The following is a 14,885-nucleotide window of genomic DNA, read 5'->3' as shown; positions in this document are numbered from 1 at the left end:
ATGAAAATTACCGTTGTAGGCACCGGGTACGTAGGATTGGTTACCGGTACCTGTTTTGCTGAAACAGGCAATGACGTTACCTGCGTTGACATTGACATTAACAAAGTAAACAAACTCTCCGCCGGCCAGATCACCATCTACGAGCCCGGCCTCGAAAAGTTATTTGAAAGGAACCTGAAAGAAGGGCGCCTGCATTTTACCACCCAGCTTGCGGAAGGCATTAAAGACGCGCAGGTGATCTTCCTGGCGCTGCCTACCCCTCCGGGAGAAGATGGCTCTGCAGACCTTTCTTATATACTCCGGGTAGCAGACCAGCTGGGCAGCATACTGGCGGATTACAAGGTAATTGTAGACAAAAGCACCGTGCCCGTGGGCACCGCTGAAAAAGTACATGCAGCCATCGCCAAAAACGCCAAAGTAGAATTTGATGTGGTGTCTAACCCGGAATTCCTGCGGGAAGGGGTAGCTGTGGAAGACTTTATGAAGCCTGACCGCGTGGTGATAGGCACACAATCCGAAAGAGCGCGTAAAATTATGGGAGACCTGTATGCACCTTTTGTACGCCAGGGCAACCCTATTATTTTTATGGACGAAAAGTCTGCGGAACTGACCAAGTACGCCGCCAACTCCTTCCTGGCCACCAAAATTTCTTTCATGAACGAAATTGCCATCCTGTGTGAGAAGCTGGGCGCGGATGTAGACATGGTGCGCAGGGGTATTGGCAGTGATGACCGTATCGGCAAACGCTTCCTGTTCCCCGGCATCGGCTATGGCGGCAGCTGCTTCCCCAAAGACGTGCAGGCCCTCGTAAAATCTTCACAGGAAGCGCAATACGATTTCCGCATATTGGAAGCCGTTATGGACGTGAACGAAAAACAGAAGCTGTTCCTCCTGCCCAAAATACAGGCATACTTCAACAACGACCTTAAGGGCAAACATTTCGCATTGTGGGGCCTGGCTTTCAAACCCAATACGGACGATATCAGGGAAGCGCCTGCACTGTACATCATTGATGAACTGGTAGCCGCCGGCGCCACACTGTCTGTGTTTGACCCGGAAGCTGCCGGCAATGTGCAACAGCTGATCGGTGACAAGGTACACTATGCAGAAAACCAGTATGCCGCGCTGGAAAATGCCGATGCATTGATCATAGCCACAGAATGGAGCGTGTTCCGTACGCCCGACTTTGATAAAATAGCTGCCAGCCTGAAACAAAAAGCCATCTTTGACGGGCGCAACCTCTTTGAGGTAGCCCGTATGGCAGAACTGGGATATTATTACGAAAGCGTAGGCCGCCAGGCAGCTAAACCTTAAAACCTTGCCTAACATGACAAACAAACGCGTATTGATTACCGGCGCAGCCGGCTTCCTTGGCTCGCACCTGTGCGACCGGTTCATAAAAGAAGGGTTCCATGTAATAGGCATGGACAACCTGCTCACCGGCAACATCAAGAATATTGAGCACCTGTTTCCGCTGAAACAGTTTGAATATTATCACCACGATGTGACCAAGTTTGTGCACGTACCGGGAGAGCTGGACTACATCCTGCATTTTGCCTCTCCCGCCAGCCCTATAGACTATCTGAAAATGCCGATCCAGACGTTGAAGGTAGGCTCCCTGGGCACACATAACCTGCTGGGGCTGGCCAAGGAAAAGAAGGCCCGCATCCTGGTGGCGTCTACTTCCGAAGTGTACGGAGATCCTAACGTTCATCCGCAGCCGGAAGAATACTGGGGCAACGTGAACCCGGTAGGGCCACGCGGCGTGTATGACGAAGCCAAACGTTTCATGGAGTCTATTACCATGGCCTATCACAATTTTCACGGTGTAGATACCCGCATCATCCGCATATTCAACACATACGGCCCCCGCATGCGGCTGGACGACGGCCGCGCGCTGCCTGCGTTCATGAGCCAGGCGCTCACCGGGCAAGACCTCACCGTGTTCGGAGATGGCTCTCAAACCCGGTCTTTCTGCTATGTGGACGACCTGGTAGAAGGCATCTACCGCCTGCTGATGAGTGATTACCATCTGCCCGTGAACATCGGCAACCCGGCAGAAATATCGCTGCTGCAGTTTGCCGAAGAAATCATTGCCCTCACCGGCACCAAGCAGAAAATCATCTTCCAGCCCCTGCCGAAAGACGATCCCAAGCAGCGCAAGCCAGACATCACCAAGGCCAAACAACTGCTGGGCTGGGAACCGAAAGTAGACAGGAAAGACGGTCTGAAGATCACTTATGAATATTTTAAGCAAGCATTGGGGAAATAATTGCCTGTTTCCCGATAACTTCGAACTATGAAGAAAAACCTTTTGATCACCGGCGGAGCCGGCTTTATCGGCTCTCATGTGGTACGGCTGTTTGTCAACAAATACCCGGATTACCGCATTGTGAACGGAGACGCGCTGACCTATGCCGGTAACCTGGAAAACCTGCAAGACGTCAGCCACAAACCCAACTATGTATTCGAGAAGGTGGATATTACGGATGAAAACGCCGTGAACGCCCTTTTTGAAAAATACCAGTTTGACGGTGTTATACACCTGGCTGCCGAAAGCCATGTAGACCGCTCTATACTCGACCCGCTGGCCTTTATCAAAACCAATGTACTGGGTACGGCGGTACTGCTGAATGCCTGCAGGAAATACTGGCAGGGCAATATGAAGAACAAACGTTTCTACCATGTGTCTACAGACGAAGTATACGGCTCCCTGGGAGAAGAAGGGCTTTTCACTGAAAAAACGCCTTATGATCCGCGCAGTCCGTATTCCGCTTCCAAAGCCAGTTCAGACCACTTTGTGAGAGCGTATTACCACACCTATCACCTGCCGGTGGTACTGAGCAACTGCTCCAACAACTACGGCTCGCATCACTTTCCTGAAAAGCTGATACCGCTGGCCATTCATAATATCAAAAACAATAAGCCCGTACCGGTATACGGCAAGGGTGAGAACGTGCGTGACTGGCTGTTTGTGGAAGACCATGCACGGGCCATCGACACCATTTTCCATGAAGGGCGCACCGGGGAAACCTACAACATCGGCGGCTTCAACGAGTGGAAGAACATCGATCTCATCCGCCTCTTGTGCGCCGTTATGGACCGCAAGCTGGGCCGGCCGGAAGGTACGTCCGCACAACTGATCACCTTTGTGAAAGACCGCGCCGGGCACGACCTCCGGTACGCCATTGATGCCACCAAACTCAACAAGGAACTGGGCTGGGCGCCCAGCCTGCAGTTTGAGGAAGGCCTGGAGAAAACGGTAGACTGGTACCTGGCCAACGAAGAGTGGCTGCAGCATGTTACCAGCGGGGCTTATCAACAATATTACGAAACACAATACCAGCAGCGCTAATGCCATTTATTGAAACCGGTATCCCGGATTTGCTGATTTACGAGCCGGTTGTGCACGGAGATCACCGGGGATATTTTTTTGAAAGTTATAACGCCAACACCTTCCGGGGGGGCGGCGTAGACATCGTATTTGTACAGGATAACCAGGCCCGCTCCTCCTATGGCGTACTGCGCGGCCTGCACTTTCAGCGGGAGCCCCATGCGCAAACCAAGCTCATCCGGGCCCTGGAAGGCACTATACTGGATGTGGTGGTAGACCTGCGCAAAGGCTCCCCAGCCTACGGGAAAGTGTACACTATTGAGCTTTCCGCTGAAAACAAACGCCAGCTGCTGGTACCCAAAGGTTTTGCCCACGGGTATTCCGTACTGAGCGAAACGGCGGAAGTGATGTATAAATGCGATAACTTTTATCATAAAGCCAGCGAAGGCGGTATTATTTACAATGACCCGGCCCTGGCCATAGACTGGGGCATTCCCGCGGCGGCGGCAAAAGTGTCTGAAAAAGACCTGGTGCTGCCCCTGCTGGCCAACTGTGAACATAATTTTGTATACAAATCATAGAGCATGAAGAACATCCTGGTTACAGGTGCCAATGGTCAGCTGGGCCTGGCACTGCAATCTATTGCCGGCGGGTACCCTGACTTTCACCTGCTGTGCACAGACAAGGACGAGCTGGATATTACGGATGCAGCCGCTGTGAATGCGTTTTTTGAGCAACAGCCCGTGCATGCGGTAGTGAACTGTGCCGCCTATACGGCGGTAGACAAGGCGGAGCAGGATGAAGAAGCGGCGTTCCAGCTCAACTTCCAGGCCCCGCTGATACTGGCAGAGGCCGCTGCACAGCATAACGCCGGTTTTATTCATATTTCAACAGACTATGTATTTGACGGCCGCAGCAGCCGGCCCTATACGGAAACGGACGACACGTCTCCCCAGAGCATCTACGGCAGCTCCAAGCTGCGCGGGGAAGCCACGGTGCTGGGCATTCACCCCCAGGCCATTGTGCTCCGCACGTCCTGGCTCTACTCCCGCAACGGGGTCAATTTTGCGCTCCGCATGCAGCAGCTGATGCAGGAAAAGGAAAGCCTGAACGTGGTGTTTGATCAAACGGGTACTCCTACCTATGCGCCAGACCTGGCAGCGGCCATTTTTACCATCCTGCAGCAGCCGGCAGAAGGCCGTGGCGGGGTTTACCACTATAGCAACGAGGGAGTTGCCAGCTGGTACGACTTTGCGGTGGCCATTAAGGCCCTCACCGGGTCTGCCTGTGCCATTCACCCGGTTACTTCTGATCAGTTCCCTACAGCGGCGCAAAGGCCCGCTTACAGCGTATTGAACAAGGGGAAGATAAAATCGGTGTACGGGTTAACGATACCTTACTGGAAAGACAGTTTGGCAGTTTGCCTGGGAAAATGATCCTAACTGACTATTTTACCGTCTTTCATTACTAACTGGCGATCACTCAGGGTCGCCAGTTCTTCGTTATGGGTCACGATAATGAAGGTTTGTCCAAACTGGTCCCGCAGCTGCAGAAAAAGCTGGTGCAGCTCCCGGGCATTGCGGGAATCCAGGTTGCCGGTGGGCTCGTCTGCCATGATCACGTCAGGTTTGTTAATGAGGGCCCTGGCTACGGCCACCCGCTGCTGCTCCCCGCCAGACAGCTCGTTGGGGCGGTGCTCCAGCCGCTCTCCCAGCCCCAGGGTTTCCAGCAAATAAACCGCCCGCTCCTTTACCGCGCTCTTTTTAGCCCCGGCTATAAAGCCCGGTATGCACACGTTCTCCAGGGCGCTGAACTCCGGCAGCAGGTGGTGGAACTGGAAGATGAAGCCAATATGCCGGTTCCGGAAGTCTGCCAGCTTTTTACCCTGCAAAGCGCCTGTTGACACCCCGTTAATGAGCACTTCCCCGCCGGAAGGCACGTCCAGCGTGCCCAAAATGTGCAGGAGCGTGCTTTTGCCCGCCCCGGAAGAGCCCACAATGGTCACTATTTCACCTTTACTGACAGAAATATCTACCCCCTTCAGCACGGAAAGGTTGGAATAATTTTTGGTAACATTGCGAGCAACAAGCATAACCGAACGAAGTAATTAACCGTTAAAATAGTAATAGTTGTTTATTTCAAATTAAATAATACTTTTGCGAAAATTTGGAAAAGTAAAAATTTATATAAGATGTACTGGACCCTAGAATTAGCTTCGTACCTGGAGGACGCTCCATGGCCCGCTACAAAAGACGAACTCATAGACTACGCCATCCGTTCCGGTGCACCTATCGAAGTTATCGAAAACTTGCAGGAACTGGAAGATGAGGGGGAAATTTATGAAGGTATTGAGGATATCTGGTCTGATTATCCGTCTCAAGACGACTTCTTCTTCAACGAAGACGAGTATTAGCCGCCGCCTGTACCTTGTATGCCCTCAGCGTTTACCTATGCTGAAAAAATTAAAAGGAAAGTGTAAAAAGTATTTCACTTCTTACGCTTTCCTTTTTTTTATTGCTGTACAGCCAACTATTTGTTGTTCATTTCTTCAATCACGGCCGCAGAAACCCCGGTGAAGGAGAAACCTCCGTCGTGGAAGAGGTTTTGCATGGTCACCATGCGGGTGTAGTCTGAGAACAGGGTAACGGTATAGTCTGCACACTGGTCTGCCGTGGCATTGCCCAGCGGGCTGGTTTTCTCGGCATAGCTGATAAAATCATTGAAGCCTTTTACGCCGCTGCCGGCAGTGGTGCGGGTGGGAGATTGTGAAATGGTGTTGATCCTCACTTTCTTTTTCACGCCGTAGTGGTAGCCAAAGCTGCGGGAAATAGATTCCAGCAGGGATTTGGCGTCTGCCATATCTCCATAATCAGGGAATACCCTTTGGGCGGCAATATAGGTAAGCGCTACCACGGAGCCCCATTCGTTGATGGCATCCAGCTTATAGGCCGTTTGCAGCGTACGGTGCAGGGAGAGCGCTGAAATGTCAAGCCCTTTGTGAAAAAAGTCATAGTCCAGGTCAGTATAGGGTTTCCCTTTCCGAACGTTCACACTCATACCAATGGAATGCAGCACAAAGTCGATCTTTCCGCCAAAGTGCTCCATAGATTTGGTAAACAGGTTGTTGAGGTCATCCATGCTGGTGGCGTCTGCAGCTATTACCGGGGCCTTGCAGGCTTCGGCCAGCTTGTTCAGCTCACCCATACGCAGCGCAATAGGGGCATTGGTCAGCACAATCTCCGCGCCTTCCTCTACGCAGCGCTCGGCGGTTTTCCACGCAATGGAATTTGAGTCCAGTGCTCCAAAGATGATACCTTTCTTCCCTTGTAATAAGTTATGAGCCATTGATTAAAATTTGGGCAAATTTAGCCGATTAAACCGAAAATTGAAATGTTATTGCATAACCATCTCCCTTGCGTTCTCCAAAGCGGCGGCCGTGGGCTTTTCCCCTCCCAGCATTTTGGCAATGGCGGTGATGCGTTCTTCCTGCGTCAGCAGCCGTACGTGTGTATGTACCTGCTCGCCTTCCAGCTGTTTGTATACAAAGTAGTGTGCATCTGCCTTCCCGGCCAGCTGCGGCTGGTGGGTGATGCATACCACCTGGTGGCCGCGGGCCAGTTCTTTCATGATGATGCCTACCTGCCGGGCCGCTTCACCGGAAATACCGGTATCAATTTCGTCAAATATCAGCGTAGGCAGCGCCACAGAGCGGGCCACCAGTGATTTGATGCAAAGCATCAGCCTGCTCAGTTCCCCGCCGGAAGCAACCTTGCGGATGGGGCCAAACTGGTTGCTCTTGTTGGCATCAAACAGGAACTCGATCACATCCTGCCCGTACAGCTGCAGCGGGCCTTGTTGAATATCTACCTTAATGCGCGCATTGGGCATGCCTACCTGGGCCAGCAGCGCGTTCACCTTTTGCTCGAAGGGGGCTACCTGGGCCTGGCGGGCTTTGGTAATACCGGCGGCGGCCTTTTCCAGCTGCTGCTGTAAAGCGGCTATGTTTTTTTCCAGTTCCTGTATACGGTCATCCAGGTTCAGCATGCCTTCCAGCTTCTGCTCCAGCTCCGCCTGTATGGCCAGCAACGCCGCCGTGTCCTGCACACCGTGCTTTTTCAGCAGGCGGTTGGCCAGGTTCAGCCGCTCGCTCAATTGCTCCAGCCGCTCCCCGTCAAACTGTACATGGTCATTCAGCTGCTCTATTTCAGCGGCAATGTCTTGCAGCTCTACGTAGCTGCTTTGCATGCGCTCCGCCAGGGCCGGTACGTCTTTATGGTAGGCGGCCAGCGTTTGCAGGGAGGCCTGCAATTGCCGCAGCTGCTGCAGCACGGGCTGCTCATCTTCGGCCAGCTGGAAGCAGATGCGGTTGAGGGTGCCTTTGATCTCCTCAGCGTGGCTTAACAATTGCTGCTCGGCTTCCAGGGCCTCTATTTCCCCTTCCTGCAGGGCTGCATCCAGCAGCTCGTCCAGCAGGAATTTGTTGTAGTCTGATTCTTTGTTGGCATGGTCTCGCTGCTGCTGCAGGTCTTTCAGCTCTTTTTGCCGGAGGGCGTATTCCCGGAAGGAGCGGACGTAAGCCTGCAACACATCCTGGTGGCCGGCCAGCGCATCTATCACCTGCCGCTGGAAGTCTGACTTCTCCAGCTCCAGCGTGTCAAACTGCTGATGCAGGTCTACCAGCAGGCCGCTCAGTTCATTGAGCTGGCCCAGGTTTACCGGCGTATCATTAATGAACGCGCGGGATTTGCCTGCGGAAGAAATTTCCCGGCGGATGATCACGTTCTCTTCCATGTCCAGCTCATGGGTGTCAAAAAAGCCCTGCACCTGTTCCTTTTTCACCCTGAACTGTCCTTCAATTACGCATTTGCGTGTTTTGTCAAATAACACGGAAGGGTCTGCCCGTTCACCCAAAATAAGGCTGAGCGCTCCCAGCAAAATAGATTTACCGGCGCCCGTTTCGCCGGTGATCACATTGAGATGGGCGGAAAAATCCACCTCCAGCTGCTCAATGATCGCGTAATTCTGAATGACTAAGCGGAATAACATATTTCGGTTGCGAATTACGAATTTAAGGATGGTTTATTGCGTATTTTATTTTCCGTCCAGCCGCAGCAGCCCTGCTTTGGCCCTTTGGTCAAGCGAGTTTTTATAGTCGTGGCCCTGCATGTCCAGGCAGGTCTGGAAACTTTGCCGGGCTTTGGCCTTGTCTCCCGCTTTTTCATAAATATAGCCTAATTGGAGGGCAGAGCGGGCGGCAAAATATTCAGGCCGGTTGCTGCCCAGCCTGATGGTGGTTTCATAGAGGCGCATGGCGTTGGAATCCAGCCCCATTTCGTCATAAATACGGCCCAGGCGGTAAGCGTATTCCAGTTTTTCCGCCACGGTGGCAAAGTCTCCCGCACGTTTGGACAGCAGCAGGTCACGGGCGGCGGCGTACTGCCCGCCGTCACTCATCAGCCGGGCTTTCAGCAGCACGGGGTTGGGCCATTGGCCGCTTTTTGCTTCTTTCTGCGCCTGCTTGTCTGCATCAGTTTCCGTATTGCCGCGTTTGGTCACCAGGGCGCGGTATTTATTGGCCATGGCCATGTTGCCTTTCAGGTAATATGCCCAGCTCAGGCGCTGCAGCGCTTCTTTTACATAGAACTTGCCCCTGAAATTGTTCACGAACTTTTCCAGGTAGGCAATGGCATCATCATCCTGCCGTTCCAGCTTCATAATGCCCATCACGTAGTTGTGGTAATGCACTTCGGCGTATTCCGGCGTATGATTAAAATCTTCCAGCACCTTGATGCCCTGCGCGGCCTTTTGCGTGTTCATAGACAGGTTGCCTACCATCAGTGCAAACAGGTAATTGTGTTCCGTATCCAGCTTTTTCTGCTGGATGAACTGCCAGAGCTGCTCCGGTTTGTTTTCGATGAACAGTTTGAGGTAGCAGTAGTAGTAATAAGATTCTTCCCGGAAAGCCACGGCGGTGGGGTCATTGCTGTCAATAAAACCCTGCAGCATATTCATGCCCTCTTTAATGCTGCCGCGCAGGCCCAGTATGTTGGTGATCCATTTGTACCCTTCCGGCACGGTGCCGAACACGGTTTGCATAGCGCCTACCATCATGTTGTTGGGTTGAAAACCGGGAAACTTGCGCTGGTTCTCTTTCAAAGTGAGGTAGGCTTTGCGTATTTCCCATACGGCATCCCACTTTTCCCCGAACTTCACGCGTACAATGGCCCACTGGAATTTGAGCGCGGCCTGCGTGTACAGGTACCAGGGAGAATCAGAGGGGCCCTGGGCCAGCAGCTCCAGGCGGGCGGCGCGCTGTTTACGCTGCCGCGCATATACGTCAGGGTCTTCGTTAAAGAAGAGGGTAAAGAAATCAATATAGTTGTCCAGGAAATACGGGAGCAGGTTATCAGGATTGCTTTGCTTTTCTTCTTCCAGTATGGCCCTGCCGGTGTTCAGGCGCAGTTGCATAATGGCATCATAAGCCTGCTGGCAACGGGTATTCAGCTCATACTTTTTCTGCCGTGCCTGTACGGTAACGGATATACTGCAAAACAGGGCAATGATGAAAATAAAACGCATAGGGGCAAAAATAAGGAACTCCGCGCAATGGACATGCGCGGAGTTCCTTTTATAAAAGATAAGTTATGTGCTGTATGATGCCTAGATGGTAACGGTGGCTTCCAGGTCATTATCTACCACAATGCGGCCGCAATGTTCGCAAACAATGATCTTTTTGCGCTGGCGGATCTCAGCCTGGCGCTGGGGCGGAATGGCGTTGAAACAACCGCCGCAGGAGTCACGCACAATGGTTACCACGGCCAGGCCGTTGCGGTAGTTCTTGCGGATCTTCTCATAAGCCTGCAGCAAACGGGCGTCTACTTTCTCACGGGCTTCAGCGCTTTGTTTCTCGTATTGCTTCTCTTCCTTGTCAGTTTCTCCGATGATCTTTTCCAGCTCGCCTTTTTTATGCTTCAGGTTCTGTTCCTTTTCAGCCACTACTTTTTTAGCTACTTCCAGGGCGCGGTTCTTTTCCTTGATCTCTTCATTGGCGTCCTTGATATGCTTTTCCGCCAGCTTGATCTCCAGGTTCTGCATTTCGATCTCCTTGCTGATGGCTTCGAACTCACGGCTGTTCTTCACATTGTCCTGCTGCTTCTCGTATTTTTTTGCCAGGGCTTCCGCTTCCTTGATGGCTGCTTTTTTGGCGGCCACAAAGTCGGAAATGCCTTTGATCTCATCTTCAATATGAGCCTGGCGGTGGTTGAGGCCTTCGATCTCGTCTTCCAGGTCCCGTACTTCCATCGGCAACTCACCTTTCAGTACCTGGATTTCGTCCAACTTGGAGTCGATCTTCTGCAGCTTCAGTACAGAGACCAGCTTTTCCTCAACGTTGTATTCTTTAACAGTAGCCATGTATTATAAATAATTTACCGGGTTTGTGTTGATGGTAGATTTTAGAGGCGCAAATTTACGGAAATTTTCGGTCAATATATGATAAAATAAGTCCACTGCGAACTGTTCGCTCTCAAAATGTCCCACATCCGCTATAATCAATTGATTTTCAGCATCAAAAAATTCATGGTATTTAAAATCACCAGATATGTAGGCGTCCGCCCCGGCCGCTTTGGCCTGCTTTAGCAGAAAACTGCCCGCCCCGCCGCAGAGGGCTACCTTCTGTACTTTTTTGTTCCGGAGAGGGGTATACCGTACGCAGCCCGTCCGGAAACGCTCCTTTACCAGACGCAGAAAGTCCATTTCATCCATAGCTTCCGGCAGGGAGCCCACCAGGCCGGAGCCTACTTCCGCCCAGGCGTTTTCCAGCTTCACCACATCGTACGCCACTTCTTCATAAGGATGGTGCTGCAGCATGGCGCTGATCACCCTGCCTTCCAGGTGAGCGGGGAATATGACCTCTATTTTGATCTCGTCTTCATGATGCCTTTCCCCCGGCTTGCCTACATAGGGGTCTGTACCTTCGGCGCCTTTAAAGGTGCCGCTGCCGGGATGGTAGAAGCTGCACTCGCTGTACTTGCCGATATGGCCGGCGCCGGCGGCAAAAAGGGCGTTCTTCACTATTTCAGCATCAGCGGCGGGCGCAAAGGTGTACAGCTTGCGCAGCAGCTCCCTTTTAGGCGCCAGCACCCTGGTGTGCTGAAGGTCAAGCCGCGCCGCCATCATGGCGCTGACGCCGCCCCGCACATTGTCAAGGTTGGTGTGGGCGGCATATACGGCAATATCGTGCTTGATGGCTTTAATGGCCACGCGCTCCACATAATTGCGGCCGGTGATCTTCTTCAGCCCGCCGAACACAATGGGGTGATGGGCCACCACCAGGTTACATCCTTTTTCCAGCGCTTCGTCCATCACCGCCTCTGTTGCATCGAGCGTAAGGAGCACACCGGTAACGGCGGCATCAGGGTTGCCGAAGATGAGGCCGGCGTTATCGTAATGCTCCTGGTAGCTGGTGGGAGCAAACGCTTCCAGCACTTGTATTATATCACGGATGTACATATCTTATAGGTGCGTTCCTTAGATTTGTAAAATAAAACGGTTTTAATGACAGTACAAAAAACTTCGGCCGACCTTTACCAGGATTATGTTGAAAAGATGCAAAAAATAGCGGATGTACGGAATGCCATGTCTGTATTGGGCTGGGACCAGGAAACCTACCTGCCTCCCGCCGGCGCCGCCTTCAGGGGCCGCCAGCTGACCACCCTCAGCACCATTGCCCACGAATTGTTTGCAGATGAGGCGCTGGGCGCCCTGCTGAAAGAGCTGAACAACCGCACAGACCTGAGCGCCATACAAAAGAAAAACGCCGCGCTCTCCCTTGAAGATTACGAAAAGAACCGCAAATACCCTGCTGCCTTTGTTGCGGAACTGTCTTCCGCCACCAACGCCGCCTACCACGCCTGGATCAAGGCACGCAAGGAAAACAGCTTTGCCGTTTTTGAACCGCTGCTGGCCCGCATGGTGCAACTGAAAAAGCAGGAAGCGGACATACTGGGCTACACCGGCCACCCTTACGATGCCTTGCTGAACGAATATGAAAAAGGGGCCGACGTGCAGATGCTGGACACTATTTTCCGGGACGTTAAAAACTCCCTGCTGCCACTGCTGCAGCAGATAGCCCTGCGGGACGTGCCTGACCGAAGGTTCCTGAACCGCCACTACGCCAAAGACCAGCAATGGGAATTTGGCCTGGGCATACTCCGCTCCATGGGGTACGATTTCAATGCCGGCCGGCAAGACGTGTCCGAGCACCCCTTCACCACCAGCTTCAACCCGCAGGACGTCAGGGTGACCACGCGCATAGATGAGCAAGACCTGGGCAATATGACCTGGAGCTGCATTCATGAAGGCGGGCATGCGCTCTACGAGCAGGGGCTGCCGGCGGAAGAATACGGCCTGCCCTGCGGTGAAGCAGCCAGCCTGGGCATTCATGAATCCCAATCCAGGCTGTGGGAAAACAATGTTGGCCGCAGCCTCATTTTCTGGCAGCACCACTATGGCAACCTCCAGGGCATTTTCCGCAGTAACCTGCTGGCAGTGCCTTTGCAGAATTTCTATAAGGCCATCAACCTGGTGCAGCCCTCCCTCATCCGCACGGAAGCCGATGAGCTGACCTATCACTTTCACGTCATGATCCGTTACGAAATAGAGAAAGGATTGCTGGACGGCAGCCTGCAAACCAAAGACCTGCGTGACGTATGGAACCAGTATTACCTGGATTACCTGCAGGTAAAAGTGCCGGACGACCTGCGGGGCGTGCTGCAAGACATTCACTGGTCTCACGGCAGCTTCGGTTATTTCCCCACCTACTCCCTTGGCAGCTTTTACGCCGCGCAGCTCTACAACGCCGCCGTGCAGCAGGTGCCGGGCCTGGAGAACGCCATTGCCGCCGGCTCCTACAATACGCTGCTGGAGTGGCTGCGCAATAACATTCACCGGTACGGGCGTTTTTATACGTCCAATGAATTATGTGAAAAGGTAACGGGCGAAAAACTGTCCTTCAAATACTTCCTGGCTTATGCACAGCAAAAGTTCGGGGGTATTTACGAGCTGTAGATAACCGCATTTTGAACATAAAAAAAGATCGCCCGGATGAGCGATCTTTTTTTGTTCAGATAGTTTTTCTATTTCACTGCCGCTTTCATTTCTTCCAGCGTAGCCACGCCTTCTTTGCGCCACACCTCCTTACCGTCTTTATACAGCACAAACGTTGGCAGCGTGGCGGCCTGTATGCTCTTCATCACGTCTGTATCTTTTCCGCCGTCTACATTCAGCACTTTCACTTTTTTCTCTGCCTGGAACTGCTTCACCACAGGCTCCATGGTACGGCAGGGCGGGCACCAGGCCGCGCCTACATCTACCAGTATCCATTTGTTTGTTTTAACCGCCTGCCGAAAGTCTGCAACAGCCATTTGGGGGCCCGCTGCGGCAGCGCCGGTGAGTTTTTTACCGGCATTTTTCCAGGCCATTACGCCGCCGGTCATCTCCACTACCTGCGTATACCCGTTTTCCCGCATCCATTTGGCCGCTGCGGCACTGCGCCCGCCGCTCAGGCAATACACGTACACGGGCTTTGATTTATCAAGGTATCTGACACGTTCAACAAACTCGTCTTTTTTTGTGAAATCCGCCTGCAGGGCGTCTTTCAGGTGGCCGGTGCCAAATTCCCTGGCCGTGCGCACATCCAGCAGCTGGATGCCCGGTTGCTGCATGCCTTTTTCAAACACTTCCGGTGTTACGGCGTTCTGCGCCGCAGCCGTTGCTGCCATCAGCAGCAAGGCAACTGCCATTACTATCCTGTTCATCTGAATAATCCTTTGTTCCGGCCCTAAAGATAGGTTTTTAGCGCTTTCTCGCCAGCGGGTCCAGTTTCCGGAAGTTGATAAACACCTCTTTTCCCTGGCGGGCGGGGTGTGAGTTATGACAAGGCGCAAAGGTCTTGAAACTGAAATACGGCTCAAACATGCGGCGGTACACCTTGATGCCGCCGCCAAACGGCGGGCCCGGCGGGTCAAACTCGCGGTTGAACAGTACACCCACCAGCCTGCCTTCTTCCCAGAGCAGGTCATACATATGCCGGGCGTAGGCCTGCCGCAGGCTGGGGTCCAGCGCGCAAAGAAAGGTTTGTTCTATAATGAGGTCATACTCCGCCTCGTGCTCAAAAAAATCACCGGTCTCGAACTTGATGCCGGTTTGCTGGTGCTCCCGTTTCAGCCGGTCTATTACCACGGATGAAATGTCCAGCACGGTAACGTCATGAAAACCATTGTCCCACAGGTACCTTGCCTCGTAACTGTTGCCGCCCCCCGGTATCAGAATGCGGAGATTTTTGTTCGGCAACTGGTCTATATAGTTCTTTAAAGGAGGAGATACTGTTCCCATGTCCCATTCCGTTTCGCCACGCTCGTAGCGGGCGTTCCAATATGCTTTATCTAATGCCTGCATGCCACTTGACTATTTTACTGACCAACTTGAAATACAGGGGTTTAGACCCCGGTATCAGCGGCAAATAAGTAATAAATCAGCTAACTGCTTGAAA

The 14,885-nt window shown here is 52.7% G+C and carries 15 protein-coding genes; 7 read left to right on the top strand and 8 right to left on the bottom strand.

Going from position 1 to position 14,885, the window contains the following annotated elements:
- From ABDW36_RS18560 to rfbD, 5 genes are read left to right on the top strand one after another with little or no spacing between them, the layout of a single operon-like run.
- On the top strand, positions 1 to 1,314 hold the full coding sequence (locus ABDW36_RS18560; RefSeq protein WP_343703425.1) for a UDP-glucose/GDP-mannose dehydrogenase family protein: 1,314 nt from the start codon (positions 1 to 3) through the stop codon (positions 1,312 to 1,314).
- Positions 1,315 to 1,327: 13 nt separating this feature from the next.
- Positions 1,328 to 2,272, top strand: a complete 945-nt coding sequence (locus tag ABDW36_RS18555) for a UDP-glucuronic acid decarboxylase family protein (protein ID WP_343703424.1) — start codon at positions 1,328 to 1,330, stop codon at positions 2,270 to 2,272.
- A 27-nt stretch (positions 2,273 to 2,299) separates the two neighbouring features.
- A complete protein-coding gene (rfbB, locus tag ABDW36_RS18550; protein ID WP_343703423.1) occupies positions 2,300 to 3,355 on the top strand; it encodes a dTDP-glucose 4,6-dehydratase in 1,056 nt (351 codons plus the stop codon).
- Entirely contained in the window at positions 3,355 to 3,915 is a 561-nt protein-coding gene (gene rfbC, locus ABDW36_RS18545; RefSeq protein WP_343703422.1) for a dTDP-4-dehydrorhamnose 3,5-epimerase, read from the top strand. Before rfbB ends, rfbC begins: the two co-directional genes overlap by 1 nt.
- 3 nt (positions 3,916 to 3,918) lie before the next feature.
- Positions 3,919 to 4,770 (top strand): dTDP-4-dehydrorhamnose reductase, encoded by an 852-nt coding sequence (rfbD, locus tag ABDW36_RS18540; protein ID WP_343703421.1) that lies wholly within the window; start codon positions 3,919 to 3,921, stop codon positions 4,768 to 4,770.
- Between the two features lie 2 nt (positions 4,771 to 4,772).
- On the opposite strand, the gene ABDW36_RS18535 is transcribed toward rfbD, so the two are convergent.
- Positions 4,773 to 5,426 (bottom strand): ABC transporter ATP-binding protein, encoded by a 654-nt coding sequence (locus tag ABDW36_RS18535; RefSeq protein WP_343703420.1) that lies wholly within the window; start codon positions 5,424 to 5,426, stop codon positions 4,773 to 4,775.
- A 99-nt stretch (positions 5,427 to 5,525) separates the two neighbouring features.
- On the opposite strand from ABDW36_RS18535, the gene ABDW36_RS18530 reads away from it, so the two are divergent.
- Entirely contained in the window at positions 5,526 to 5,747 is a 222-nt protein-coding gene (locus ABDW36_RS18530) for a DUF2795 domain-containing protein (RefSeq protein ID WP_012794455.1), read from the top strand.
- A 116-nt stretch (positions 5,748 to 5,863) separates the two neighbouring features.
- Here the strand turns inward: ABDW36_RS18530 and ABDW36_RS18525 are convergent, their stop codons facing one another.
- The 5 genes from ABDW36_RS18525 to ABDW36_RS18505 all read right to left on the bottom strand — a co-directional run bounded on the left by ABDW36_RS18525 (position 5,864) and on the right by ABDW36_RS18505 (position 11,845).
- A complete protein-coding gene (locus ABDW36_RS18525; RefSeq protein ID WP_343703419.1) occupies positions 5,864 to 6,679 on the bottom strand; it encodes an SDR family oxidoreductase in 816 nt (271 codons plus the stop codon).
- A 48-nt stretch (positions 6,680 to 6,727) separates the two neighbouring features.
- Complete coding sequence (gene recN, locus ABDW36_RS18520) at positions 6,728 to 8,380, bottom strand: DNA repair protein RecN (protein WP_343703418.1); 1,653 nt, start codon at positions 8,378 to 8,380, stop codon at positions 6,728 to 6,730.
- A gap of 45 nt (positions 8,381 to 8,425) precedes the next feature.
- The gene (locus ABDW36_RS18515; protein WP_343703417.1) at positions 8,426 to 9,913 is read right to left on the bottom strand and encodes a tetratricopeptide repeat protein; all 1,488 of its coding nucleotides are present in this window, start codon (positions 9,911 to 9,913) and stop codon (positions 8,426 to 8,428) included.
- Positions 9,914 to 9,994: 81 nt separating this feature from the next.
- The gene (locus ABDW36_RS18510; protein ID WP_343703416.1) at positions 9,995 to 10,747 is read right to left on the bottom strand and encodes a C4-type zinc ribbon domain-containing protein; all 753 of its coding nucleotides are present in this window, start codon (positions 10,745 to 10,747) and stop codon (positions 9,995 to 9,997) included.
- Between the two features lie 3 nt (positions 10,748 to 10,750).
- Entirely contained in the window at positions 10,751 to 11,845 is a 1,095-nt protein-coding gene (locus ABDW36_RS18505) for a Nif3-like dinuclear metal center hexameric protein (RefSeq protein WP_343703415.1), read from the bottom strand.
- 45 nt (positions 11,846 to 11,890) lie between these two features.
- Between ABDW36_RS18505 and ABDW36_RS18500 the strand changes: the two genes are divergently transcribed.
- Positions 11,891 to 13,402, top strand: a complete 1,512-nt coding sequence (locus ABDW36_RS18500; protein ID WP_343703414.1) for a carboxypeptidase M32 — start codon at positions 11,891 to 11,893, stop codon at positions 13,400 to 13,402.
- A gap of 68 nt (positions 13,403 to 13,470) precedes the next feature.
- Here the strand turns inward: ABDW36_RS18500 and ABDW36_RS18495 are convergent, their stop codons facing one another.
- Both ABDW36_RS18495 and ABDW36_RS18490 read right to left on the bottom strand, forming a co-directional pair.
- Positions 13,471 to 14,151 (bottom strand): rhodanese-like domain-containing protein, encoded by a 681-nt coding sequence (locus ABDW36_RS18495; RefSeq protein ID WP_343703413.1) that lies wholly within the window; start codon positions 14,149 to 14,151, stop codon positions 13,471 to 13,473.
- A 37-nt stretch (positions 14,152 to 14,188) separates the two neighbouring features.
- The gene (locus ABDW36_RS18490) at positions 14,189 to 14,791 is read right to left on the bottom strand and encodes a methyltransferase domain-containing protein (RefSeq protein WP_343703412.1); all 603 of its coding nucleotides are present in this window, start codon (positions 14,789 to 14,791) and stop codon (positions 14,189 to 14,191) included.
- Positions 14,792 to 14,885: the final 94 nt, after the last annotated feature.

The organism is Chitinophaga sp. (genome assembly GCF_039596455.1).
Taxonomy (GTDB): Bacteria; Bacteroidota; Bacteroidia; order Chitinophagales; family Chitinophagaceae; genus Chitinophaga.
This window is presented reverse-complemented; position numbering and strand designations above follow the sequence as displayed.

What these genes read in the sequence shown, in the direction of transcription:
- rfbB (WP_343703423.1), top strand. Translation starts at nt 2,300, where the DNA reads ATGAAGAAAAACCTTTTGATCACCGGCGGAGCCGGCTTTATCGGCTCT.
- ABDW36_RS18510 (WP_343703416.1), bottom strand. Translation starts at nt 10,747, where the DNA reads ATGGCTACTGTTAAAGAATACAACGTTGAGGAAAAGCTGGTCTCTGTA.
- rfbD (WP_343703421.1), top strand. Translation starts at nt 3,919, where the DNA reads ATGAAGAACATCCTGGTTACAGGTGCCAATGGTCAGCTGGGCCTGGCA.
- ABDW36_RS18525 (WP_343703419.1), bottom strand. Translation starts at nt 6,679, where the DNA reads ATGGCTCATAACTTATTACAAGGGAAGAAAGGTATCATCTTTGGAGCA.
- ABDW36_RS18500 (WP_343703414.1), top strand. Translation starts at nt 11,891, where the DNA reads ATGACAGTACAAAAAACTTCGGCCGACCTTTACCAGGATTATGTTGAA.
- ABDW36_RS18495 (WP_343703413.1), bottom strand. Translation starts at nt 14,151, where the DNA reads ATGAACAGGATAGTAATGGCAGTTGCCTTGCTGCTGATGGCAGCAACG.
- ABDW36_RS18530 (WP_012794455.1), top strand. Translation starts at nt 5,526, where the DNA reads ATGTACTGGACCCTAGAATTAGCTTCGTACCTGGAGGACGCTCCATGG.
- ABDW36_RS18560 (WP_343703425.1), top strand. Translation starts at nt 1, where the DNA reads ATGAAAATTACCGTTGTAGGCACCGGGTACGTAGGATTGGTTACCGGT.
- ABDW36_RS18555 (WP_343703424.1), top strand. Translation starts at nt 1,328, where the DNA reads ATGACAAACAAACGCGTATTGATTACCGGCGCAGCCGGCTTCCTTGGC.
- ABDW36_RS18515 (WP_343703417.1), bottom strand. Translation starts at nt 9,913, where the DNA reads ATGCGTTTTATTTTCATCATTGCCCTGTTTTGCAGTATATCCGTTACC.
- rfbC (WP_343703422.1), top strand. Translation starts at nt 3,355, where the DNA reads ATGCCATTTATTGAAACCGGTATCCCGGATTTGCTGATTTACGAGCCG.
- ABDW36_RS18505 (WP_343703415.1), bottom strand. Translation starts at nt 11,845, where the DNA reads ATGTACATCCGTGATATAATACAAGTGCTGGAAGCGTTTGCTCCCACC.
- recN (WP_343703418.1), bottom strand. Translation starts at nt 8,380, where the DNA reads ATGTTATTCCGCTTAGTCATTCAGAATTACGCGATCATTGAGCAGCTG.
- ABDW36_RS18490 (WP_343703412.1), bottom strand. Translation starts at nt 14,791, where the DNA reads ATGCAGGCATTAGATAAAGCATATTGGAACGCCCGCTACGAGCGTGGC.
- ABDW36_RS18535 (WP_343703420.1), bottom strand. Translation starts at nt 5,426, where the DNA reads ATGCTTGTTGCTCGCAATGTTACCAAAAATTATTCCAACCTTTCCGTG.